Below are 21,354 nucleotides of genomic sequence, written 5' to 3'. Positions count from 1 at the left end.
CGGTTTGTTGTTTGTTGGTTTGTTTGTCTGTTTATTTATTTTCAGTGCGCCAGTTCCACCCGGCGTTCCGCCTGGCGCCCAAGCCGCACGCTGTGGTCGTGCAACGTGGCCTTCATGCGCCTGAGCGAGGCCGTCAGCGCGTGGCGTTCCTCGGTGCTGAAGGGGGCCACGGAGACGGAGTGGAGCGCCTTCAACCCTTTCCAGACGCGGTCCACCTTGGGCTCGGCGCGCGCGGGAATCAACGGCTGGCCGGCGGGATCGTATGTGATCCAGCCATCGGCGTGCAAGGCGTCCAGCAGGCTTTCCGAGTGCGCCGCGGATATCAGCATCAGGCCCAGGTAAGGCTCATGTCGAACGAACTCTTCCTGGCGGATAGCGCGCAGCAAGAGCCATTTCGGATAGTCGAGTCCAGCATCGCACAGAGTCTGGTCCAGCACGCGCTGCCATTCGCGCACGCTGTCCATCAAGGCAAGAAGTACGGATTCCGTCGGTTCGAGAGCCTTAGGCTGCATTGCTTTATCTCCTGTCTTTCGGGCTTGCCAGACCAGGGGCCGGCGCGTGGCCGGCCCGAGCGGCGCAGGGGATGCGGCGGGCGTCGCCTGCCTTGATTTCCTGCGGAGCAGACATTAGCAGACAACTTCTGCCATGGCGAAGTGCCCCTGCGGGCCGAAAGGTCTGGCAGTGCATTACGCGGCGCAAACCGAGGGAAAATCCCAAGTGGCTTGTCCGGTGCGCATCACGCCGGCGTTCGCGCCGCGAACTTCGGTGCGGTTGCTGGCCGGCGTTGTTTTACAGTTCGATGACAAGGCCCGGATTGAAACCCGGATTTTCGAGCTTGCCATCCCGTGCGTAGCCGCGCGGGTTGCACACCACGCGGGTGGCGTCCAGGCGATAGTCGAAGCTGTCATGGGTATGCCCATGCACCCAGAGCGCAGGCTGCCATGCCGCGATTTCCTGGCGCAGGTCGGAGACGAAGCTGGCGTTGAGGTGCGAGCCGGCGAACTTGGGGCTGATGCTCAGCGGCGACGGCGCGAAGTGCGTGATGACGACGGTCTGGCCGTCGTGGGGCGCCTGGAACCGCTGCGCCAGCCAGGCCACCGAATCCCTGAACAGCGCCTGCGACGTGGCGGGCGTGAATCGCTCCTCGAAATCCGGCGCAACGCGGATGCGGGAGAAGTCGCGCATCAGTGACTGGGCGTCGCGCAGGCCATCCTCGCGCTGCTGCGGGGAGGAGAACAAGCGGTAGTCGGACCACAGCGTGCAGCCGAGAAAGCGCACGCCACGGTAGTGCCATTCCGAGCGCTCCAGCACCTGTACCTGCGTGCCGGCCGCGCCAGCGCGCAGGGCGTCCATGGTGGTGGCCAGGTCGCTGCCGTAGAACTCGTGGTTGCCAGCCACGTACAGGGTGGGCAGGGTGGCGGCCGCGGCCCAAGCCATGGCTTCCCGGGGGCGCCAGATGTCGCCAGCCAGTATCATCACGTCGACATCGGGATTCGGAAAGTCCATCGGATAGACCGAAAGATGCAGGTCCGAAACCAGGCCAATTTTCATGCGTCTCTCCTTGGGGGGGCTGGCGATGCCAATTCCGGCGCCATGCCTGGATTGCAATTCATCGCCATGAATCGCCATTAATCGCCATCAACGTCTGCGGGGACCCACAGAGTAATGCAACAGTCGGATTCGCGACATTCACCGGACATTCCCGCGCTGGCGGGCACGGTCGGGCGCTACGGCGAAGCCCGGCCCCGGCCTGAGCTCCAGCCGCACTTCCAGTGTGTGTGGACCAGCGCCTTGCCAGCTGACCACGCCGGTGCGATCGCCGTCGTGCCGGACGGCTGCGTGGATGTGCTCTGGCGCGCCGGCCGGCTGCTGGTGGTCGGGCCTGACATCACCGCGGCCCGGCCGGACCTGGCGCCCGGCGCGGTGGTGCTGGGTGCGCGCTTTCAACCGGGCGCGGCGCTGCCCTGGCTGGGCCTGCCCATGTCGGAGATCGTCGGGAGCCAGGTCGAGCTGGCCGATCTGTGGGGCGCGCGTGGGCGGGAATTTGCCGGGAGGATGGAAGAGGCCGCGGCAGCAGGGAGCGAGGTGGAGGTATTCCAGAGGCAGCTGGCGCAGACGGCGCAGAGAGTTGACGCCCCGAGCCGCGAGGCGGCAGCCATCTTCGCGCTGGTGCAGGCCAATGCCGGCATGGCGGGCGAGACGATTCCCCTGCTCCTGCGCCGGCTGGGCCTTGGTGAGCGCACGCTGCGACGCCGCAGCGTCGAGCATTTCGGTTATGGCGCGAAGACGCTGGAGCGGATCCTGCGGTTCCAGCGTGCGCTGTCGCTGGCGCTGGCGCAGGAATCGACGCAGCGGGCCGGCGGCAGGGCAGGCAACCGGGCAAGCAGGGCGGACAGGTCCGACTTTGGGCTGGCCGCACTCGCGGCGGATGCGGGCTATGCCGACCAGGCCCACCTGAGCCGGGAGATCCAGTCGCTGTGCGGCATGACGGCGTCGGCCCTGCTGCGCCAGTTGCGCGCGCCAGAGGCTTGATTGGCCGTTTTGTTCAAGCTTTGCCGCGGCCTCCGGGTGAAAATGGTGTTCCTTATCCAGCACCAGGGAGTTCGCCATGGGCACCAGAGGCCAGGACCGGCAGATCGACAACATCGAGTTCAACGTCAGCGACATCGCGCGCAGCAAGGCGTTCTATGGCGCAGCCTTTGGCTGGACCTTTACCGACTATGGCCCCGCCTACTGCGAGTTCAGCGATGGCCGGCTGACCGGTGGCTTCACCATCGGCGAAGAGGTCCGCCCCGGCGGGCCGCTCGTGATCCTGTACGCGGATGATCTGGCGCAGGCGCAACAGGGCGTGGAGGCGGCCGGCGGCACCGTGGTCCGGGCGGTCTTCTCGTTCCCGGGCGGGCGGCGTTTCCATTTCCGCGACCCGGACGGCTACGAGCTGGCGGTGTGGTCGGCGGCATAGCGCAGGCGCGTCGCCTGGCGCTGCCTTAGCGGTCTTTTCGGCGGTCATTCCGGCCATTTGCCTATCTGCCGGCGACGCCGTCGCCTGCAGATATTCGCGTTATCCCGTATTGTGTCGGCTTGCCATGCCCTCTCTCGCATCGGGAGGGTGAGCCATGGTGCATGTATCAAACAATCGGGCAGGGCGCCGGCGCATCGCGCGCGGCTTCCCGGGCGCGGCGGTAACTGGCAAAGACAGTGTCGAACACAGCAGAATCCAATCTCCCCTCTCGCGCGGCGGATGCGCCCATGACGTCGCTGGAGCGCCGCGGCATGGCCGCCATCCTGGTGGCGGTCTCGCTCGCTACGCTCGATACGGCAATCGCCAACACCGCACTTCCCAACATCGCGGCCTCGCTGCATGCCACCCCGGCGGCCTCCGTCTGGGTCATCAACGCCTACCAGCTCGCCATGGTGGCCACGCTGCTGCCGTTCGCGGCCCTGGGCGGCATCGTCGGGCACCGGCGCGTGTATCTCGGCGGCTTGATGCTGTTTATCGCCGCGTCGGTGGTCTGCGCGCTTTCCTGGTCGCTGCCCACGCTGGTGGCAGCCCGGTTGCTGCAGGGCGTGGGCGCCAGCGCCATCATGAGCGTGAACGCGGCGTTGATCAGCGCGATCTTTCCGCCGCACCGGCTCGGGCGTGGCGTCGGGCTCAACGCGCTGGTGGTTGGCGTGTCGTTTGCAGTGGGGCCCACGGTGGCTTCGATCATCCTGTCGCTGGGGCCGTGGCCGTGGCTGTTCGCCGTGAACCTGCCGATCGGCCTGCTGGCGCTCTACATCGCCTGGCCGGCGCTGCCCCAGACGGTGCGCGGCGCGCACCGCTTTGACCGCGTCGCGGCGGGGCTCAACGTGGTGATGTTCGCCTCGCTGATCTTTGCGCTGGGCGAGGGCGCGCAACGCGCGCCGCTGGGGCAGTCGCTGGCGGCGCTGGCCTTGTTCCTGGTGGCGTTCGTGCTGCTGCTGCGCCGCGAGCGCGGCCATCCCGCGCCGATGCTGCCCATCGATTTGCTCAAGCGGCCCATGTTCGCGCTGTCGACCATGACCGCGATCTGCTCGTTCGCCGCGCAGGGGCTGGCCTTCGTGTCGCTGCCGTTCTACTTCGAGAGCGTGCTGGGGCGCAGCCCGATCGAGACGGGCTTCCTGATGACGCCGTGGTCGGCGGTGGTGGCGCTGATGGCGCCGCTGGCCGGGCGGCTGTCCGACCGCTATGCGCCGGGTTTGCTCGGCGGCGTGGGGCTGGCGGTGATGTGCATGGGCATGGTGTCGCTGGCGCTGCTGCCGGCGCATCCCAGCGCGCTGGATATCGGCATTCGCATGGCGATTTGCGGCGCGGGCTTCGGCTTCTTCCAGTCACCCAACCTCAAGGCGCTGATGTCGAGCGCGCCGCGCGAGCGCGCCGGCGGGGCCAGCGGCGTGATTGCCACCGCGCGCCTGCTCGGCCAGGCAACCGGTGCGGCGCTGGTCGCGCTCAGCTTCGGCATTGCGGGCCGCCACGGCCCCACCCTGGCGCTGGCGATTGGCGCGGGCTTCGCTGGCGTGGCCAGCATCGCCAGCGGGCTGCGCCTGATCACGCGTGAGCCGGGCGCGGCCGCGCTGCGGCCCGCGGGCGAGTGACCGGCCGCCGGTAGTTCACCGGCGCCGGCATCGCCGTTGCTGCCTCAGAAGCCCACGGGCGCGTGCGGCACGTAGGGCGCCTCCAGCGCGGCGATCTCCTCGGCGGTGAGGCCGAGCGAGAGCGCTGCCACGGCGTCCTCGATATGGTGCGGCTTGGACGCGCCGATGATCGGCGAGGTGATCTCCCGCTTCTGCGACAACCACGCCAGCGCGACCTGGGCAGCCGGCACGCCGCGCGCCTGCGCAATGGCGTGCACCTGTTCCACCACCTTGCGGTCCGACGCCTCGGTATCGCGGTACAGCGTCTTGCCAAACGTGTCGCTCTCCTCGCGGGCGCTGCCGGCAAGCCACGGCCGGGTCAGGCGGCCGCGCGCCAGCGGGCTCCACGGCATCACCGCGATGCCCTCGGCGGCGCATAGCGGCAGCATCTCGCGCTCCTCTTCGCGGTTCAGCAGGTTTACATGGTCCTGCATGCTGGCGAACTGCGTCCAGCCGCGCAGGCGCGAGGTGTAGATGGCCTTGGAGAACTGCCAGGCATACATCGAGGACGCGCCGATATAGCGCGCCTTGCCCGCCTTGACCACATCGTGCAGCGCTTCGAGGGTTTCCTCGATGGGCGTATGCGGATCCCAGCGGTGGATCTGGTACAGGTCGACGTAGTCGGTGCCCAGGCGGCGCAGGCTGTTGTCGATCTCGGCCAGGATGGCGCGGCGCGACAGGCCGGCCCCGTTCGGGCCGGGGCGCATGCGGCCGTGGACCTTGGTGGCGATCACCACGTCGTCGCGGCTGGCGAAGTCTTTCAGCGCGCGGCCGACGATTTCCTCGGAGGTGCCGTCGGAATACACGTTGGCGGTATCGAAGAAGTTGATGYCGGCCTCGATCGCCTGCCGGATCAGGGGGCGGCTGGCTGGCTCGCCAAGCGTCCAGGGGTGGTTGCCGCGCTCGGGCGCGCCGTAGGTCATGCAGCCCAGGCACAGCCGGGAGACTTTCAGCCCCGTCGCGCCAAACCTTACATAGTCCATCTTGCCTCTCCTTGAATGCGTCGCTGCCATCGATGCCGGGCGGTGGGCCCGCGGCGGACTCCGGCATGGTATGCCAATTCCAGCGCGGACGACGGCGCTCAAGGCAGCACGTAGCCGCCGTCGACGAACAAGGTGGATCCCGTCATATAACCGTTGCCGAACAGGAACAGCACGGCATCCGCGACTTCATCCACGCTGCCAACCCGGCCAAGCGCGGTGCTGCGGCTGTAGCTCTCGAACGCGTGCGAGCGCAGCTCGGCAGGCCGGCGCTGCCACAGGTCGCTGTCGATGGTGCCTGGTGACACGCTGTTGACCCGCACCGGCGCCAGGTCGAGCGCGAGCGAACGGCCAAGGCCCTCGATGGCGGCGTTGCAAGCCGCATAGGCCGAGGCGCCCTTGATCGGGCGCGCCCCGGCGGCGCCGGACATCAGCACGATGGCGCCATCCGGCGCGATCTTGGGCGCGGCTTCGTGCACGGCATGGTACTGGCCCCAGAACTTGCTGCGAAAGGGGCTTTCCACCGCATCGTGGTCATCGCTGTGGATAGACGCGACCTGGTAGGTGGCGCCGGGTGCGAACAGGTAGTCGAGGCGGGTAATCCTGGCGAAGAACGCTGCGACCGATTCGCGTTCCGCCATGTCGACCACATGGCCGCAGGCGCCGCCGCCGGCGGCTTCGATGCGGGCGAGTTCCGTATCCAGCGCGTCTTGCGAGCGCCCGCCGAGGATCACCGCGCCGCCGGCCGCGACCACGCGGCTGGCCACGGCGCGGCCGATGCCGGAGGTGCCGCCGATGATGACGGCGGTCCGGCCGGACAGCGGGTGGGTTGGATGGGTTTGGGTAGTCTGTGCGTGCATCGATGCGTGCCTTGTCGTGAGCGTTGCCGCGGGCTTTGTCGCGGTGGTTAAGGGGAATCCCAAATTGACGCTATGGGTCCTGGACTATATTCTGGAACCTCAATCCATAAAACGAACCATTCCTCATGAGCACACTCGTTAATGCCGCCGATGTCCTCAAGCTCATCGCCAAGCTCCGCAGCGACATCACGGTGACCGACGTGGTGACTCATCTCGGCCTGGCCAAGAGCTCCGCCTCGCGCACGCTCAGCATGATGGCCGAGTACGGCTTCCTGGAGCGCGACAGCGTCTCGCGCGCCTACCGGCCGGGCGCGGTGGTGATGGAGGCGTCGTACCACTTCCGCGCCTCGCATACCGCGCTCACGCTGCTGCAAGACGTGCTCGACAAGCTGGTCGGCGAGACCGGCTATACCGGCTATATCAACGTGCTGGACGGTGCCGATTCGGTCGTCATCCAGATGCGCACCGGCGCGGGCTCGCTGCAGGTCTACACGCCGCCGGGGTCGCGCGCGCCGGCTTATGCTTCGTCCATCGGCCGGGCCATCCTGTCGCGCCTGACCGATGAAGAGGTCACGGCGCTGGTGCAGGACGGCTTCGAGGTGCGGCGTGGCAACATCCCGCGCACGCGCAAGGACCTGCTGGCGCGGCTGAAGGAAGCGCGGGAAACCGGCTGGGCGCTGTCGCGCGGCGAGTTCGTGCAGAACGTGGCGGGGATTTCCGCCGCGCTGCGCGATCCGACCACGCGGCAAATCTATGGCCTTGGCATCGCCATGCCGGTGCAGGACCTCACCGATGCCATGGTCCAGCGCTTTGGCGCGCGCATCGTCGAGGCCACCAGCGACGCCGGCCGGCAGATCGGCGACCCGTACTGGCTCGCCTTTGCGCCGCGCTGACGCCGCTGCGGCCCCTGTTGTGGCCCCTGTGTGGCCCCTGTGCGGCCCCCTATTGCCCGGCATCCTCCTGCCACGATCCGATCACGCTGGCGATCGATGCCGTCAGGCGCTTGGCGTACGGCACGTGCAGGAACTCGTTCGGGCCGTGCGCGTTGGCGTTGGGGCCGAGCACCCCGCACACCATGAACTGCGCGCGGGGGAACGCCTTTTCCAGCATGCCCATCAGCGGAATCGTGCCGCCTTGCCCCAGATAGCCGCAGGACGCGCCGAAGTACTGCTGCGAGGCCGCCTCCAGCCGTGAGGCCAGCCACGGCGCCATGGCCGGTGCGTTCCAGCCGTCGGCCACGCTCTTGTCCGGCACGAAGGCCACGCGCGCGTTGTACGGCGCGTGGCTTTCCAGCAAGCGCTTGAGCTCCTGCGCGGCGGCCGCGCTGTCGACCAGCGGCGGCAGCCGCAGCGACAGCTTGAACGCCGTGCGCGGGCGCAGCACATTGCCCGCGGTAGCCAGCGGCGGCAGGCCTTCGGCGCCCACCACCGACAACGCCGGCCGCCAGGCGCGCCGGATCAGCGCGGTGGCGGGATCGGTGGTGGATGGCAGCACGCTGGCGCCGTCCGCGCCGCAGGCCCACGCAAAGCGCTTCCACACCAGGTCGCCAAGCTGGCGCGCCGCATGCTCAGCCTGCGCCTGGCGCTGCGGCGGCACCTCGCAATGGAAGCTGGCGGGCAGGATCTCGCCCGAGCCGCTGTCTTCCAGCCGGTCCAGCACATGGCGCAGCACGCGGAAGCTGGACGGCACGATGCCGCTGGCATCGCCGGAATGCACGCCTTCGTCCAGCACCTGCACTTCCAGCCGTCCGCTGACATAGCCGCGCAGCGACGTGACCATCCAGAGCTGGTCGTAGTTGCCCGCGCCTGAGTCCAGGCAAACCACCAGGCCGATGCGCCCCAGGCGGTGCGCCAGCGCATCCAGGTAGGCGGGCAGGTCATAGCTGCCGGATTCCTCGCAGGTCTCGATGATGCCGACGCAGCGCGGATGGCTGGCGCCACCCGCTCTCACGGCCATCACGGCGGCCAGGGCGGCATAAAGCGCGTAGCCGTCGTCGGCGCCCCCGCGGCCGTAGAGCTTGCCGTTCTCGTACTTCGGCTCCCACGGCCCGAGGTCGCGGCGCCAGCCGTCGAACTCGGGTTGCTTGTCGAGGTGGCCATAGAAGAGGATCGTGTCGGCGCCCGCGTCCGCGGTGGCCGGGATCTCGAAGAACAGCAGCGGCGTGCGCCCCGGCAACCGGATCACCTCGACCGTCATGCCCGCGACCTTCTGCGCCTCGGCCCACGCGGCGGCCGAGCACACGACGCGATCCAGCAGGCCCCGCGCTTGCCAGCCGGCGTCGAAGGCGGGGCTCTTGGCCGGCACGCGGATGTAGTCGTGCAGCGCGGGCAGGATTTCGCCGTCCCACTTCGCATCGATAAAGGCGCCGATGGCGCGCAGGCCCGCCGCCGGGGCGGCGGCGTCCTGGCGCGGCGCGGCAGCCGTCATGCCGCCGGCTCCAGCGGCGCGAACGCCGTGCCCAGGGAGGCCTCCAGCGGCTGGTACAGCTCGCGCATGTTCATAGTGCGCGACAGCAGCAGGCGCTCGCCCGGGGCCACCAGCACGCGCAGCCGCATGCCCTGGCGCACGCGCGCCGAGACCACCGGCTGGCCGTCGTCATCGAAGGTCATGATCAGGTTGGGGAAGGCGCTCTGGCGTTCGCCGTGCTGTTCCAGCGTCATGTACTCGTTGATAAAGCGCAGCTCGGTGCGCGCGGCGTCGTCGAACACCAGGTGCCCCACATCCAGTCCCTCGCGCTGCTCGCAGCGGTACTCGGCCACGATGCCGTCCGCCACGATGCGCCCGCCCAGCGCCGCCGCCGCCCCATCGACGCCGCCGGACAAGAAGGCGCGGCCCACTTCGATGGCATGGCTGATCGCACCCGGCGCGCCGTGCGCGGCGGCGTAGCCCACGGTCACCGGGTTGYGTGCCACCGCCACCACGCCGCCCGCCTCCACGGACGCGCGGCGCACCAGCGCCGAGGTCAGCTCCAGCCGGCCGGCAACCACACCTTCCAGGTAGCGTGCCTGGGCGCCGCCGGCGAAGGCCTGCACGGAGACGTAATCTGCCTCGGTGTGCAGGCCGAGCGCGCCCATCACGCTCKACGGGTGGGCGCGCCCGTTGCAGGCCAGGTCCATCACGGGGATGCCGGTGATGGCGGCATGGAACCAGCCATTCACCGTGGTCTCGGCGCCGTTCTCGTTCGAGTTCAGCGCCACCAGCGGGCGCCCGCCGGCATGTTCGCGAATCAGCTCCAGCGTGCGCAGCAAGTGCGCGGGGCGCACGCAGGGCAGCGGCGCGGCGGGCGCGCCGACGATGGCCACGGTGGTGGTGATGGCCTGCGGATCGAACTCGTCCACGCTCCACAGTTCCGGCACGCCGGCGGCAAGCGCCAGCCGGGCAACGCGCAGGCCCTCTTCGATCAGGCCGCCACCGCCACCGCCCAGGATGACGCCGCCGAGCACCGCGGCTTCCACGTCGTCTACCGTCAATTGTCTTTTCACTACAGGCTCCTTTGATGGATGGATGTTTACTTCGTGTTGTGCCGGCTTCCGGCTTCCGGCTTCCGGCCGCTTACTTCTTCAGCGGCAGGCTCTTGGTCAGGCCGCCAAAGAAGCTGAAGAGCGCGTCGCCGGCGATCACGCCGCCGGCAAAGACTTCAAGGCGCTCCTTTGCGGCATGGCCCTGCCAACGCAGCATGGCGGCGCGCACCACCAGGCCAGCCGCCACCATCCAGCCCGCGGCCGGATTGGTGATGAGCAGCCCCGTGGCCAGCAGCACGCCAAGCTGCTGGCGCGCCCCCCCGATCAGCTGCAGCGCCATGCCGGGCAGGGCCCACAGCAGCAGGTTGCGCGCGGTGTCCGCCGAGATGCCGGCCTTGATGGCGGCGGCATAGGCGTTGTTGATGGGGGCGAACTGATGGTTGGCGAACAAGCCCCGGTAGGACGCCAGCACCACCACGATGGCGACCAGGAAGCCCACCATCGCCGCGATCAGCTGCTCGCGCCGGCCTTCGCGCTCATAGGCGGCATCCGCGCCTTCGCCGCGCAGGATGTAGCCCGCCTTGAGGTCGTAGCCCATGTCGGCAAAGGCGGGGCCCGTCGCGGCGGAAAAACCTGCCAGCACCACCAGCGCCTGCGGCGGAAACCCGATCCAGATGCCGATCAGCAAGGAGATCAGCGCCACCGCGAAAGCGGGAAACCAGCCCGAGTGCATGGCCGCGATGCCAACGATCAGCTCATGGACAAAGGCGGAGAACGCGCCGTAGAGGATGAAGCCGAGCAGCAGCGGCAAGGGCATGCCCGCATGGAGGCCGGTGGCCAGGGCCAGGCTTGCCATGATGGCCAGATAGCCGAAGCCGCCGAGCCGGAACGAAGCGCGCATGCGCCGGGCGTCGGCGCGGGCATCCACCGTGGCGCCCGCGCCCTGGCTCGCCGCCTGTGCGCGCTGCGTGGCCTTGCCGAACATGGCTCGCGCCACCTGTGCCAGCGCCACCAGCCCGGCGCCGATCATCATGCCGTGCGGCACGTAGTGCGAGCCGATCTCGGTGCCGAACAGCGGCATCGAGTAACCGCGCAGCAGCAGGCCCACGGCAAACGCCGTCATCGCGCCGAAGCTGCCGATAAAGGCCACGCCAAAGGCCGACATCGGCAGCTTGAGCAAGCCGCCGGCCACGCCGGTGACCAGCCCGCCGGCCAGCAGCCAGGCTTGCTTGCCGCCGCTGTCGCCAGCCTTGATGGCCTCGGCCGCCGCGACGCCAAGCGGCCAGGCGCCGGACGCGGGAAAGGCGGGGGTATCGAACATGCGGTAGAGCAGGTAGGCGTCCAGCAGCATGGCCACGGACACGCCGGCCAGCATCGGCAGGATCAGTTCGGGCATGCCCATCACGTAGGGAATGCCGATCGGCAGGATCAGGCTGTTGGCCGCGCCGAAGGTGGCCGACGAGATGCTTGTCTGCGCCAGGTTCTGCACGTGGACCGAGCGGAAGCCGGACAGCACGGCAAGCGGGATGCGGGCCAGCGTCATGGCCACCAGCGCGCCGATCAGCGAGGTGTTGGGCGTGATGCCGAGGGTGGTCAGCAACTGGATGCCCACTACCGCACCGAACGCGCTGATGGCGGTCATGAGCAGCAGGTTGGCGGGCGCCAGCGCGCGCGGGTGGCGCGCCGGCGGTGCGGCGCTCTCTAGCGGGATCGCAGCGTCATGCATGAGGCAGTCTCCGGGGGTGTGGGTTGGCGTGGCGGGTTCAGAAGGCGTGGCGCAGCCCGACCTGGATCGTGCGCGCGTTGGCGCCAGGGTAGGCCAGCGGCAAGCCCGGGCTGGTGTTGCCGCCAATCACATTGCCCGCGCCGTTGTGGTTGTTCAGCCAGGCCGCGGAGGTGTAGACGCTGGTGCGCCTGGACAGCGAGTAGACAAAGCCGAAGCCGAACAGCGAGGCATCCAGTTGCGCGGGGCTGTGGTCGTTCAGGAAGGTGTAGCCCGCCAGGAAGCGGCCAGCCTTGCCGACCGGCACCGCTACGCTCAATGTGTACAAGTCCTGGTCGATACGGCCGAAATACACGTCATCCGCGATGCGCTGACGCTGGTAGCCGCCGTACAGCGCGAACAGGCCGAAGTCGTAGTTGCCGCCCGCCATGTAGGTGGTGATGCTGCCGTTGGTCACGACATTGGGCAGCACCACCACGGGCTTCACCACTTCGCCCAGCGCCGCCGCGGAGGCGAACTTGCGCACGCCATAGGCCGCCACGACGCGCATCGGGCCGCTGGCATAGTGCACGTTGACGCCGTAAGAGTCATCGCCTGCGCGCGGCGCGGCGCTGCGCTCGCCGAGCGCCAGCATGGCCGCCATCGTCAGCCCGCCAAACGAGGGGCTGGTGTACTTGATGGCGTTGTCGATGCGCTCGCCGCCGGGGTACAGGCCAAGGTTGGGGAACTGCGGGGCCATGCCGTTTTCGAAAGCGTCCATCTGGAATGCCACCGACACCATCGGGCTGTATTGCCGGCCCAGCGTCAGGGCGCCGGCGCGCCCGCTCAGTCCGACATAGGCTTGCCGCCCGAACAGGCGGCCGCTCTGGCCAGCCACTCCGGTATCGCTGTTCAGGCCGTTTTCCAGCACGAATACCGCTTGCAAACTGTCGCCGAGGTCTTCCGTGCCGCGCAGGCCGAAGCGGGATCCGGCGTACTGGCCGGATTGCATGCGGGCCGTGGCGGGGCCGCCTGCGCTTGAAAGATCCAGGCCTGTGTCCATCAGGCCGAACAGGGTGACGCTACCTGCCGTGGCCACGGCAGGGGCGCACAGCAGGGTACAGGGCAGCCATGCCCAGGTCTTCCGATGCATCGATTCTCCTCCAGCGTTTTTTTCTTTTTTATCGAGTTCCATTTTATGGAACCAAGATCCATAAAATGGATGTGCGTATGGTAATGCATGGAGTCTGGTTGTCAAGGAGGGGGTTGTATCCAGGCCGTTCGAGCCCGATCGAGCCCGTTCGAGCTGGCGAGTGCAGGTAGCCGCTGGCGCGGCGGTATGGCTTTGGGGGAGTGCGCTCGGAGAAGCGCGATGCTTGCGGGGGAGGGCTCCGGGGGGGGCGTTGTGGCTTAGTCTTTTCGCGGACCGCCACCTACGGCAATTCGCCGACCCGCCTGAACCTTTGAATCGCGATGGAGAGTGCCCAGCACAGCAGGAAGAGCCCGATGATGAAATACCCGGCCAGACCGAAGCGATCGTTCAAGCTGCCGATCACCCGCCAGAACTGGCCGCCCGATTCGAGGTGCGCCATCATGCCAAGCACCTCGATACCACCGATCACCACGGCAATCACCACGGACAGCAAGGTCACCGTGAGGTTGTAGTAGAGCTTGCGAAGCGGCTGGTCATACGCCCATCCATAGGCGCCCAGCATCAGGATTCCGTCCGAGGTATCCACCAGCGCCATGCCGGCTGTAAACAGCAGAGGAAACACCATGATCGATGACAGCGGCAGCCCCTTCGATGCCTCCACCGCCGATATCCCGAGCACGCCGATTTCCGTCGCCGTATCGAAGCCAAGCCCGAACAGGAGGCCAAGCGGATACATATGCCAGCTCCGCGTGACCAGCCGGAACATGGGTCGATAGAGACGGGCAAGCAGTCCGCGATTGCCTGGCAGCAAGTCGGCGTCATGGGCGTCATCGACGGAGCTGGCGTCGCCGGCCCGGCTGCGCAGAAGCGCCCGATAGACCGAACGCAGCACCATCACGTTCGCAAGCGCAATCGCAAACAGGAAACAGGCCGAGATCCCGGTGCCAACGAGCCCGCCGATCTCTCGCACGGCACCGATGCGCGTGTGCACCGCGGACGCTGCCAGGACAATCGCGATCGATCCCAGTATCACCACGGTGGAATGGCCCAGCGAAAACATGAAGCCCACCGCCACGGGCGTCTTGCCTTCCTGCATGAGCTTGCGCGTCACGTTGTCGATGGCGGCGAGATGATCGGCGTCCACCGCATGCCGCAGCCCGAGGCTATAGGCCAGCAGCGCCGTGCCCAGCAGGACCGGGTAGCGGTGAAAGGCGATCAAGGCCCAGCACCATGCGCCGAGGTTCAGGACCAGCAGCACCGCGTACATTTCGAGGATCCTGGCCCGCGGGCGATCGTGGGAATCGTCCAGCAGGCCGGACAGCATGGGTCTCATGGCGCGAGCCCTTCACCGTGTCGTACCCCTTACATTAGGCGCTTTCCGTGCTGGCGGCCACGGGATTGCGCGAGGCTGCGGCGGTGCAGCAGCCACCGGACTGGCGGTCCGCAAGGTGCCTATTCGCAGCTTGGCGGGATCATGGTCTATTCGAATTCCGTGACCTATACTCATGAGGTGTTTGCGGCCCATCACGGTGGGCGCCATTCCTATTACACGCAGCAAACCTGTCCTACCGCGCCCTCCCCGGGCGCCGCTCCGCTCGCTTGCTGGACCCGTGGATGCCGTGTGCTGATCCCACGTGTCTTTGACGACAAGACCAAGAAAACGCGGTCAGCAGTGCGAGGTAGATCATGGCAGAAGCTTCAGCCGTTCCCTACGGGCGCAAGACGCAGCACGCGCCCGCCCTGGAAGAAGTCCACATCCTCTGGATCACCGCCGGCCTGGGCTGCGATGGCGACTCCGTCTCCATCACCGCAGCCACGCAGCCGAGCATCGAGGACGTGATCCTCGGCGCGATTCCCGGCTTGCCCAAGGTGCATCTGCATAACCCGGTGCTGGCTTACGAAAACGGCGATGCGTTCCTGGCGCCGTTTCACCAGGCCGCGCGCGGCGAGCTCGAGAATTTCGTGCTGGTGATGGAAGGCTCGATTCCAAACGAGCGTATCAATCGCGAGGGTTACTGGGCCGCGATGGGCACGGACCCGCAAACGCACCAGCCCATCACGATCCCGCAGTGGCTGGACCGCCTGGCGCCCAAGGCGCTGGCCGTGGTGGGTGCCGGCACCTGCGCCACCTACGGCGGTATCCACGCCATGCAGGGCAATCCCACCGGCTGCATGGGCCTGGCCGACTACCTTGGCTGGGACTGGAAATCCAAGGCGGGCCTGCCGATCGTGAACGTGCCGGGCTGCCCCGTGCAGCCGGACAACTTCATGGAGACGCTGCTCTACCTGCTGTACCAGCTCGCCGGCCTTGCGCCGATGATCCCGCTGGACGATGCGCTGCGGCCAAAATGGCTGTTCACGCGTACGGTGCACGACGGCTGCGATCGCGCCGGCTCCTATGAGCAGGCCATTTTCGCGACCGAGTACGGCAGCCCTAACTGCATCGTCAAGCTCGGCTGCTGGGGGCCGGTCGTGCAGTGCAATGTACCAAAGCGCGGCTGGATGGCGGGCATCGGCGGGTGCCCCAATGTCGGCGGCATCTGCATCGGCTGCACCATGCCGGGGTTTCCGGACAAGTTCATGCCCTTCATGGATGAGCCCCCGGGCGCCGTGTTGTCGTCGAACCTGATCAAGAGCTACGGCCCGCTCATCCGCAGCCTGCGCAAGCTGACCAACAACACGCTCAACGACGAACCCAAGTGGCGGCATAACCGGGCGGAGCTCACCACGGGCTACCGTCGGTAAATGCTGCAAAGCAAGATGCCGAGCGCGATTTTCCCGCATGGAGAAGGTTATGGCAGCCACCGTTGCACCTGAAGCTACGCCGCGCGCCCAGGCGGCGCCGGGCAAGCTCATCGAGATGAACTGGGACCCGATCACGCGGATCGTGGGCAGCCTTGGCATCTATACCAAGATCGATTTCGAGAATCGCCGCGTGGCGGAGTGCTACAGCACGTCGTCCATCTTTCGCGGCTACAGCATCTTCATGAAGGGCAAGGATCCGCGCGACGCCCACTTCATTACCAGCCGCATCTGCGGCATCTGCGGTGACAACCACGCCACCTGCTCGGTGTACGCGCAGAACATGGCGTATGGCGTCAGGCCGCCTGCCATCGCCGAGTGGATCGTCAACCTGGGTGAAGCGGCCGAGTACATGTTCGACCACAACATCTTCCAGGACAACCTGGTCGGCGTGGACTTCTGCGAGCAGATGGTGCGCGAGACCAATCCCGGCGTATGGGAGAAGGCCAAGACGCGGGAGGCGCCGCACGCGGCGGAGCATGGCTATCGCACCATCGCGGACATCATGACGGCGCTTAACCCCTTTACCGGGGAGTTCTATCGCGAGACCCTGATGGTCAGCCGGTACACGCGCGAGATGTTCTGCCTGATGGAGGGACGCCACGTGCATCCTTCCACGCTTTATCCCGGTGGCGTGGGCACGGTGCCCACCATCCAGCTCTTTACCGACTACCTCACGCGCCTGATGCGGTACGTGGAGTTCATGAAGAAGGTGGTGCCGCTGCACGACGACCTGTTCGATTTCTTCTATGAAGCGCTGCCCGGCTACGAGGAGGTGGGGAGGCGGCGCATCCTGCTGGGTTGCTGGGGCTCGTTCCAGGATCCGGCCCTGTGCGACTACAGCTACAAGACCATGACCCAATGGGGCCGCGGGATGTTCGTGACACCGGGCGTGGTGGTGGATGGCCAGCTGGTGACGACGGACCTGGTCGACATCAACCTCAATATCCGCATCCTGCTGGGCAGCTCGTTCTACCAGGACTGGGAGGGCGAGGAGACCTTCGTCAGGAACGATCCGCTGGGCAACCCCGTGGACCGCAAGCATCCGTGGAACCAGACCACGCTGCCGCGGCCGCAAAAGCGCAATTTTGGCGGCAACTACACCTGGGTGATGTCGCCGCGCTGGCTGGACAAGCGCACCGGAGACCATCTCGCGCTGGATACCGGCGGCGGGCCCATTGCCCGGCTCTGGGCCACAGCGCTGGCGGGGCTGGTCGATATCGGCTACGTCAAGTCCACCGGCCATAGCGTCAAGATCTACCTGCCCAAGACCGCGCTCAAGCCGGAGGTCGAGTTCGAGTGGAAAATCCCCAAGTGGAGCAATGCCATCGAGCGCGATCGCGCGCGCACCTATTTCCAGGCCTACGCGGCTGCCGCCGCGCTGCACTTCGCCGAGAAGGCCATGGCCGAGCTGCATGCCGGGCGCACTCGCACGTTTACCGATTTCAAGGTGCCCGACGAAGCCATTGGCTGCGGCTTCCATGAAGCGGTGCGCGGGGTGCTCTCGCATCACCTGGTGATCCGCGACGGCAAGATCGCCAACTATCATCCGTATCCGCCGACCCCATGGAACGCGAACCCCCGCGACATCTATGGCACGCCCGGGCCCTATGAAGACGCGGTGCAGAACACGCCGATCTTCGAGGAAAACGGCCCGGACAAGTTCAAGGGCATCGACATCATGCGCGCGGTGCGCAGCTTCGATCCCTGCCTGCCGTGCGGCGTGCATATGTACGTGGGTAACGGGAAGACCATCGACCAGTCGCACTCCCCGACATTCGGCGTGATGTTGGGGGCGCACACATGAGCGATGTCCACACGCTTGAAGCGCAGCAGCAACGCGTCGAGGCGCTGATCACGGCGCTGGAGACGCTTGACGACACCAAGGCCAGCGCGGCGGCAAAGGCGCTGCTGCAGGTCGTGCTGGACCTGCATGCCGGCGGGCTGGCAAGGATGATGGAGATCGTGTCGGCGGCCGGGGCCGCGGGCGATCCGGTGATCGAAGCCATGGTGGTGGATCCGAGCGTCTGCGCGCTGCTCAACCTGCATGGATTGCACCCGTACGACATCCCGACCCGGGTCGCGCGGGCCGTGGACAAGATGCGGCCCATGCTGGGCGCGCAGGGTATCCAGGTCCAGTTGCTCGATGCCGCCGATGAGGCCGTGCGCGTGCGCGTGCGCGGCCGGCTGCAAGGCGACCATGCCACCCCGGAAGGGTTGCGGCACGAGATCGAGCTGGCGATCTTCGAGCAGGCCCCGGAAGTCATGCGGGTCGAGGTCGAAGGCTTGCCAGACGTCAACGTGCACGAACTGCGCTTCATGCCGCGCCAGGCCGCCGTGCGCGACCAGGCGGAGGCCGGCCCGCCATGATCGCCGCGCCTGCGTCCAGTGGCGGATGGGCGGCACGCTTGCGCCAGTTCGCGCGCAAGTCCGACTATGCCCAGTGCGAACTGTGCGCTGCCACCATTGCCTCTGATCACGCCCATCTGTTCGATGTCGGCAAGCGCCGCCTGTTTTGCTGCTGCCGGGCGTGCACCCTGTTGTTCGGCAGCCAGCAGGGTACGCATTATCGCTGCGTGCCGCGCGCCGGCCGCTACCTCGACGGCTTTCGCATGACCGACGCGCAGTGGGACGCCCTGGCGGTCCCCATCGACGTGGCCTTCTTCTACATGGATTCGCAGGCCGGGCACGTGGTCGCGCTCTATCCGGGCGCAGCTGGTGCCACKCAATCGCTGCTCGACCTCGCTGCCTGGGACGACCTCCTTGCCGACAATCCGGTGCTGACCCGATTGCAGCCCGATGTGGAAGCGCTGCTGGTCTATCGCGCGCAGGGCGCCAGGGACTACTTCCAGGCGCCCATCGACCAGTGCTATGCGCTGACCGGGTTGATCCGCGCGCGCTGGCGCGGCCTGTCCGGCGGCGCGCAGGCGTGGGAGGCCATTCGTGGCTTCATCGCCGCGCTGAAGGACACCGGCAGGGTGCCGGAGGGCCTGCTTCATGCCTGACCTTGCCTTCACCGTCCAGTCGGCCGAAGTGGCGCCCTTTGCCGCGGCGCCGCTGCTGCTGTTCAAGCTGCAGATAGCGAGCGCGCCCGCGAATGAGCGGATCTCCAGCGTGACGCTGCAATGCCAGATCCAGATCGAAGCCACCAAGCGCCGCTACGCACCGGCCGAGCAGGCCGGGATGCAAGACCTGTTCGGCACGCCGCAGCGCTGGGGCGAGACCGTGCGCACGCTGCTGTGGACGCATGCGACGGTGATCGTGCCGCCGTTCTCGGCGCACTGCGTGATCGATCTTCCCGTGCCATGCAGCTTCGACTTCAATGTCGCGGCCACCAAGTACTTCCATGCGCTGGAGGCCGGCGAGATCCCGCTGATGCTGCAGTTCAGCGGCACCGTGTTCTATCGCGGCCCGGGGCAGGCGCTGCAGGCCGCGCCGATCCCGTGGCACAAGGAGGTGGCGTACCCGCTGCCGGTGTCCTTGTGGCGCGAGATGATGACGCGGTACTACCCCAATGGCGCGTGGCTCTGCCTGCAGCAGGATGTCTTTGACCGGCTTGCGCGCTACAAGACCGCGCGCGGCCTTGCCAGCTGGGAGCGGGCCATCGAAGGCTTGCTGGACGGCGTCGAGGAGAAGCAGCCGTGAGCGCGGTCCAGAGCGTGATCCAGGCGGTGCTGTACGAGGGCTACATGCTGTATCCCTACCGCCCCTCGTCGGTGAAGAACCGGCAGCGCTGGACCTTTGGCGGCGTATTTCCGCGCGCCTATGCCGAGGCGCGGGGAAGCGATCCGTGGACCATGCAGGTCGAATGCCTGGTGCGTGGCGGCCCGCAGACCTGCGTCAGTGTGCAGCCGGGTTTCCTGCAGGTGGTGGACAGGGTGGTGCTGGCCTTGCCGGCCGCCGGCACGCAGGTCCCGCTCATGGGCGAGCCGGCCTGGCAGGCGGTGCCGATGCTCGACGTGGACGAGCGCCGCTTTCATCCCTGGCAGGAGGCGGTCGAGCGCCAGCCGGCCATCCCGCCCGCGCGGCTCGCCGAGTTGCTCGGCGAGCCGCGCGCAAGCCCGTTCGCGTTCGATGGCGGCAGCGAGCTGGAGGGCCTGACGGACCGCGATGGCCATCTCCGTGGCGCGCTGCGCCGTACCCGTGCGGACTTGCAGGGCAGCGTCGAGGCTTGCGCCGCGCAGGTCGCCGACGGCGTGTACCGGCTGACCGTGCGCATCGCCAACCTGACTCCGCTGGCCAACGCCGCGAGCCTGACGCGGGATGCGGCGTCGCTGCACGCGCTGGTGTCCTGCCACAGCGTCTTGCACGTTAGCGGCGGCGCGTGGATATCCTCGATGGATCCGCCCCCGGAACTGGCCGCCGAGATAGCCGCCTGCCGCAATGCCGGCGCCTGGCCCGTGCTGGTGGGCGACGAGGGGCAGCAGCACACCATGCTGGCGTCGCCCATCATTCTTTACGATTATCCGCAGATCGCGCTGGAGAGCGCCGGCGATTTGTTCGACGCCACCGAGATCGACGAGATCCTCACGCTGCGCATCCTGGCCATGACCGATGACGAGAAACGGGAGATGGCCGCCACGGACGAGCGCACCCGTGCGCTGCTGGCGCGCACCGAAGCGCTCGGCGCCCAGCAGATGCAGAAGCTCCATGGCGCGATGCGCCATATCCGTGGCGGACAGGGCGAAGAGGCCATCCGTGCCCCGGACACGCCATCGCCATGGGCCGGGCTGGACGCCGGGCCCCGCCTGGCCTGCCTGCGGGTGGACGGGCGCGAGATCCGGGTGGGCGACCATGTCAGGCTGCACCCGCGCTCGCGCGCGGACATTTTCGATATCGCCCTGAGCGGGCAGGTAGCGACCATCGAATCCATCGAGCGCGATTTCGAGGACCGCGTGCATGTGGCGGTGACGGTCGACTGCGATCCCGGCAAGGACTTTGGCCTCGCGCGCATGCCGGGCCATCGCTTCTTCTTTGGCCCCGACGAGATCGAGCCGCTGGGCGGCCAGGAGGCGCAGCCATGAGCGGCATCCTGGTGGCCGGCATCGGCAACGTATTCCTCGGCGACGATGGCTTTGGCGTGGAGGTGGTGCAGCGCCTGAGCGCGCGCCAGGCGGCCAGTGCGCTGCCGGCCTTCCCGCCCAGCGTGGTGCTGGCGGATTTTGGCATTCGCGGCATCGACCTGTGCTACGCGCTGCTCGACGGGGTGGACGCTGCGATCCTGATCGATGCCACGCAGCGGGGCGGCGCGCCCGGCAGCCTCTACGTGATCGAGCCATCCGCGCAGGAGAGCGCCCCGGCCGCAGCGGCCGATCCCTACGCCTGCCCGGTGCTGATGTCACCGCACGACATGGATCCGGCGCGGGTGCTGCAGGCGGTACGCATGATGGGTGGCGCTTGCGCGGACATCGTGGTGATCGGGTGCGAGCCCGCCGACTTCGGCATGGAAGATGGCGGGCAAGGGCGCATGGGCTTGAGCGAGCCGGTGGCGGCGGCGGTCGATCGTGCCGTGGCGTTGGTGGAATCGATGGTCGGGCGCAAGGTCGAACGATTGTATGGCCCGGCGGCGTAACCCGCCGCCGCGGCGTTTTGGTGCAGGAGGCATGATGAAATTTCTCAAGTACCTGGTCTTGCCGGCGATCGTCGTCGCGCTGATGGCGAACATGAAGGATCTCAGGCGCTACATCCGGATACGCAATATGTAGCGTGTAGCGGTTGGTCGAACAGCAGTTGGTCGAACGGA

At 67.6% G+C, this 21,354-nt stretch carries 21 protein-coding genes; 12 read left to right on the top strand and 9 right to left on the bottom strand.

What is annotated here, in order from left to right; translation table 11 throughout:
* Nucleotides 1-41: 41 nt before the first annotated feature.
* Both AC1DQR_RS22500 and AC1DQR_RS22495 read right to left on the bottom strand, forming a co-directional pair.
* Complete coding sequence (locus AC1DQR_RS22500; RefSeq protein WP_416052004.1) at nt 42-512, bottom strand: MarR family transcriptional regulator; 471 nt, start codon at nt 510-512, stop codon at nt 42-44.
* Between the two features lie 277 nt (nt 513-789).
* A complete protein-coding gene (locus AC1DQR_RS22495; protein WP_416052005.1) occupies nt 790-1,551 on the bottom strand; it encodes a metallophosphoesterase in 762 nt (253 codons plus the stop codon).
* A 114-nt stretch (nt 1,552-1,665) separates the two neighbouring features.
* On the opposite strand from AC1DQR_RS22495, the gene AC1DQR_RS22490 reads away from it, so the two are divergent.
* From AC1DQR_RS22490 to AC1DQR_RS22480, 3 genes are all read left to right on the top strand, one after another.
* On the top strand, nt 1,666-2,532 hold the full coding sequence (locus tag AC1DQR_RS22490; protein WP_477133827.1) for a DUF6597 domain-containing transcriptional factor: 867 nt from the start codon (nt 1,666-1,668) through the stop codon (nt 2,530-2,532).
* Nucleotides 2,533-2,608: 76 nt separating this feature from the next.
* On the top strand, nt 2,609-2,962 hold the full coding sequence (locus AC1DQR_RS22485; RefSeq protein ID WP_416052007.1) for a VOC family protein: 354 nt from the start codon (nt 2,609-2,611) through the stop codon (nt 2,960-2,962).
* Nucleotides 2,963-3,249: 287 nt separating this feature from the next.
* Entirely contained in the window at nt 3,250-4,614 is a 1,365-nt protein-coding gene (locus AC1DQR_RS22480) for an MFS transporter (RefSeq protein ID WP_416052008.1), read from the top strand.
* 44 nt (nt 4,615-4,658) lie between these two features.
* Here AC1DQR_RS22480 and AC1DQR_RS22475 read toward each other — a convergent pair whose 3' ends face one another.
* Entirely contained in the window at nt 4,659-5,636 is a 978-nt protein-coding gene (locus tag AC1DQR_RS22475; RefSeq protein ID WP_477133826.1) for an aldo/keto reductase, read from the bottom strand.
* 98 nt (nt 5,637-5,734) lie between these two features.
* Entirely contained in the window at nt 5,735-6,493 is a 759-nt protein-coding gene (locus AC1DQR_RS22470; RefSeq protein WP_416052010.1) for an SDR family oxidoreductase, read from the bottom strand.
* A gap of 125 nt (nt 6,494-6,618) precedes the next feature.
* Here AC1DQR_RS22470 and AC1DQR_RS22465 point away from each other — a divergent pair, with 125 nt between their 5' ends.
* Nucleotides 6,619-7,386 carry an IclR family transcriptional regulator gene (locus tag AC1DQR_RS22465; protein ID WP_416052011.1) on the top strand — a complete coding sequence of 256 codons (768 nt, stop codon included), beginning with the start codon at nt 6,619-6,621 and terminating at the stop codon, nt 7,384-7,386.
* 49 nt (nt 7,387-7,435) lie between these two features.
* On the opposite strand, the gene AC1DQR_RS22460 is transcribed toward AC1DQR_RS22465, so the two are convergent.
* The 5 genes from AC1DQR_RS22460 to AC1DQR_RS22440 all read right to left on the bottom strand — a co-directional run bounded on the left by AC1DQR_RS22460 (nt 7,436) and on the right by AC1DQR_RS22440 (nt 14,142).
* A complete protein-coding gene (locus AC1DQR_RS22460; protein WP_477133825.1) occupies nt 7,436-8,920 on the bottom strand; it encodes a M20/M25/M40 family metallo-hydrolase in 1,485 nt (494 codons plus the stop codon).
* Complete coding sequence (locus AC1DQR_RS22455; RefSeq protein ID WP_477133824.1) at nt 8,917-9,975, bottom strand: S-methyl thiohydantoin desulfurase domain-containing protein; 1,059 nt, start codon at nt 9,973-9,975, stop codon at nt 8,917-8,919. Before AC1DQR_RS22455 ends, AC1DQR_RS22460 begins: the two co-directional genes overlap by 4 nt.
* A 70-nt stretch (nt 9,976-10,045) precedes the next feature.
* Nucleotides 10,046-11,680, bottom strand: coding sequence for an OPT/YSL family transporter (locus AC1DQR_RS22450; protein WP_477133823.1), 1,635 nt, complete (start codon nt 11,678-11,680; stop codon nt 10,046-10,048).
* A 37-nt stretch (nt 11,681-11,717) separates the two neighbouring features.
* Nucleotides 11,718-12,809 carry a porin gene (locus tag AC1DQR_RS22445; RefSeq protein ID WP_477133822.1) on the bottom strand — a complete coding sequence of 364 codons (1,092 nt, stop codon included), beginning with the start codon at nt 12,807-12,809 and terminating at the stop codon, nt 11,718-11,720.
* Nucleotides 12,810-13,089: 280 nt separating this feature from the next.
* Entirely contained in the window at nt 13,090-14,142 is a 1,053-nt protein-coding gene (locus AC1DQR_RS22440) for a HoxN/HupN/NixA family nickel/cobalt transporter (protein ID WP_416052016.1), read from the bottom strand.
* A 353-nt stretch (nt 14,143-14,495) separates the two neighbouring features.
* Here AC1DQR_RS22440 and AC1DQR_RS22435 point away from each other — a divergent pair, with 353 nt between their 5' ends.
* Genes AC1DQR_RS22435 through AC1DQR_RS22400 form a run of 8 tightly spaced genes read left to right on the top strand, consistent with a single transcriptional unit; the run spans nt 14,496 to nt 21,316 of the window.
* A complete protein-coding gene (locus AC1DQR_RS22435; RefSeq protein ID WP_416052017.1) occupies nt 14,496-15,554 on the top strand; it encodes an NADH-quinone oxidoreductase subunit B family protein in 1,059 nt (352 codons plus the stop codon).
* Between the two features lie 49 nt (nt 15,555-15,603).
* A complete protein-coding gene (locus tag AC1DQR_RS22430) occupies nt 15,604-17,418 on the top strand; it encodes a nickel-dependent hydrogenase large subunit (RefSeq protein ID WP_477133821.1) in 1,815 nt (604 codons plus the stop codon).
* Entirely contained in the window at nt 17,415-17,981 is a 567-nt protein-coding gene (locus tag AC1DQR_RS22425) for a NifU family protein (protein WP_477133820.1), read from the top strand. The genes AC1DQR_RS22430 and AC1DQR_RS22425 overlap by 4 nt, the downstream gene beginning before the upstream one ends.
* Nucleotides 17,978-18,616 carry a DUF5947 family protein gene (locus tag AC1DQR_RS22420; protein ID WP_416052020.1) on the top strand — a complete coding sequence of 213 codons (639 nt, stop codon included), beginning with the start codon at nt 17,978-17,980 and terminating at the stop codon, nt 18,614-18,616. Before AC1DQR_RS22425 ends, AC1DQR_RS22420 begins: the two co-directional genes overlap by 4 nt.
* On the top strand, nt 18,609-19,256 hold the full coding sequence (locus AC1DQR_RS22415; protein ID WP_477133819.1) for a DUF6084 family protein: 648 nt from the start codon (nt 18,609-18,611) through the stop codon (nt 19,254-19,256). The genes AC1DQR_RS22420 and AC1DQR_RS22415 overlap by 8 nt, the downstream gene beginning before the upstream one ends.
* Nucleotides 19,253-20,635, top strand: coding sequence for a hypothetical protein (locus AC1DQR_RS22410; RefSeq protein ID WP_477133818.1), 1,383 nt, complete (start codon nt 19,253-19,255; stop codon nt 20,633-20,635). Before AC1DQR_RS22415 ends, AC1DQR_RS22410 begins: the two co-directional genes overlap by 4 nt.
* Nucleotides 20,632-21,183: a hydrogenase maturation protease gene (locus tag AC1DQR_RS22405; protein ID WP_477133817.1), complete on the top strand. Its 552-nt coding sequence runs from the start codon at nt 20,632-20,634 to the stop codon at nt 21,181-21,183. The genes AC1DQR_RS22410 and AC1DQR_RS22405 overlap by 4 nt, the downstream gene beginning before the upstream one ends.
* Nucleotides 21,184-21,214: 31 nt before the next feature.
* Entirely contained in the window at nt 21,215-21,316 is a 102-nt protein-coding gene (locus AC1DQR_RS22400) for a DUF6893 family small protein (protein ID WP_416052024.1), read from the top strand.
* Nucleotides 21,317-21,354: the final 38 nt, after the last annotated feature.

Source organism: Cupriavidus sp. 05L411 (genome assembly GCF_056398045.1).
The sequence above is the reverse complement of the archived record's forward strand: the minus strand, read 5'-3'. Positions and strand labels throughout refer to the sequence as shown.

Excerpts from the sequence above, each read along its gene's own strand:
- AC1DQR_RS22500 (WP_416052004.1), bottom strand. The coding sequence starts at position 512 with ATGCAGCCTAAGGCTCTCGAACCGACGGAATCCGTACTTCTTGCCTTG.
- AC1DQR_RS22495 (WP_416052005.1), bottom strand. The coding sequence starts at position 1,551 with ATGAAAATTGGCCTGGTTTCGGACCTGCATCTTTCGGTCTATCCGATG.
- AC1DQR_RS22490 (WP_477133827.1), top strand. The coding sequence starts at position 1,666 with ATGCAACAGTCGGATTCGCGACATTCACCGGACATTCCCGCGCTGGCG.
- AC1DQR_RS22485 (WP_416052007.1), top strand. The coding sequence starts at position 2,609 with ATGGGCACCAGAGGCCAGGACCGGCAGATCGACAACATCGAGTTCAAC.
- AC1DQR_RS22480 (WP_416052008.1), top strand. The coding sequence starts at position 3,250 with ATGACGTCGCTGGAGCGCCGCGGCATGGCCGCCATCCTGGTGGCGGTC.
- AC1DQR_RS22470 (WP_416052010.1), bottom strand. The coding sequence starts at position 6,493 with ATGCACGCACAGACTACCCAAACCCATCCAACCCACCCGCTGTCCGGC.
- AC1DQR_RS22465 (WP_416052011.1), top strand. The coding sequence starts at position 6,619 with ATGAGCACACTCGTTAATGCCGCCGATGTCCTCAAGCTCATCGCCAAG.
- AC1DQR_RS22460 (WP_477133825.1), bottom strand. The coding sequence starts at position 8,920 with ATGACGGCTGCCGCGCCGCGCCAGGACGCCGCCGCCCCGGCGGCGGGC.
- AC1DQR_RS22450 (WP_477133823.1), bottom strand. The coding sequence starts at position 11,680 with ATGCATGACGCTGCGATCCCGCTAGAGAGCGCCGCACCGCCGGCGCGC.
- AC1DQR_RS22445 (WP_477133822.1), bottom strand. The coding sequence starts at position 12,809 with ATGCATCGGAAGACCTGGGCATGGCTGCCCTGTACCCTGCTGTGCGCC.
- AC1DQR_RS22440 (WP_416052016.1), bottom strand. The coding sequence starts at position 14,142 with ATGAGACCCATGCTGTCCGGCCTGCTGGACGATTCCCACGATCGCCCG.
- AC1DQR_RS22435 (WP_416052017.1), top strand. The coding sequence starts at position 14,496 with ATGGCAGAAGCTTCAGCCGTTCCCTACGGGCGCAAGACGCAGCACGCG.
- AC1DQR_RS22430 (WP_477133821.1), top strand. The coding sequence starts at position 15,604 with ATGGCAGCCACCGTTGCACCTGAAGCTACGCCGCGCGCCCAGGCGGCG.
- AC1DQR_RS22425 (WP_477133820.1), top strand. The coding sequence starts at position 17,415 with ATGAGCGATGTCCACACGCTTGAAGCGCAGCAGCAACGCGTCGAGGCG.
- AC1DQR_RS22415 (WP_477133819.1), top strand. The coding sequence starts at position 18,609 with ATGCCTGACCTTGCCTTCACCGTCCAGTCGGCCGAAGTGGCGCCCTTT.
- AC1DQR_RS22405 (WP_477133817.1), top strand. The coding sequence starts at position 20,632 with ATGAGCGGCATCCTGGTGGCCGGCATCGGCAACGTATTCCTCGGCGAC.
- AC1DQR_RS22400 (WP_416052024.1), top strand. The coding sequence starts at position 21,215 with ATGATGAAATTTCTCAAGTACCTGGTCTTGCCGGCGATCGTCGTCGCG.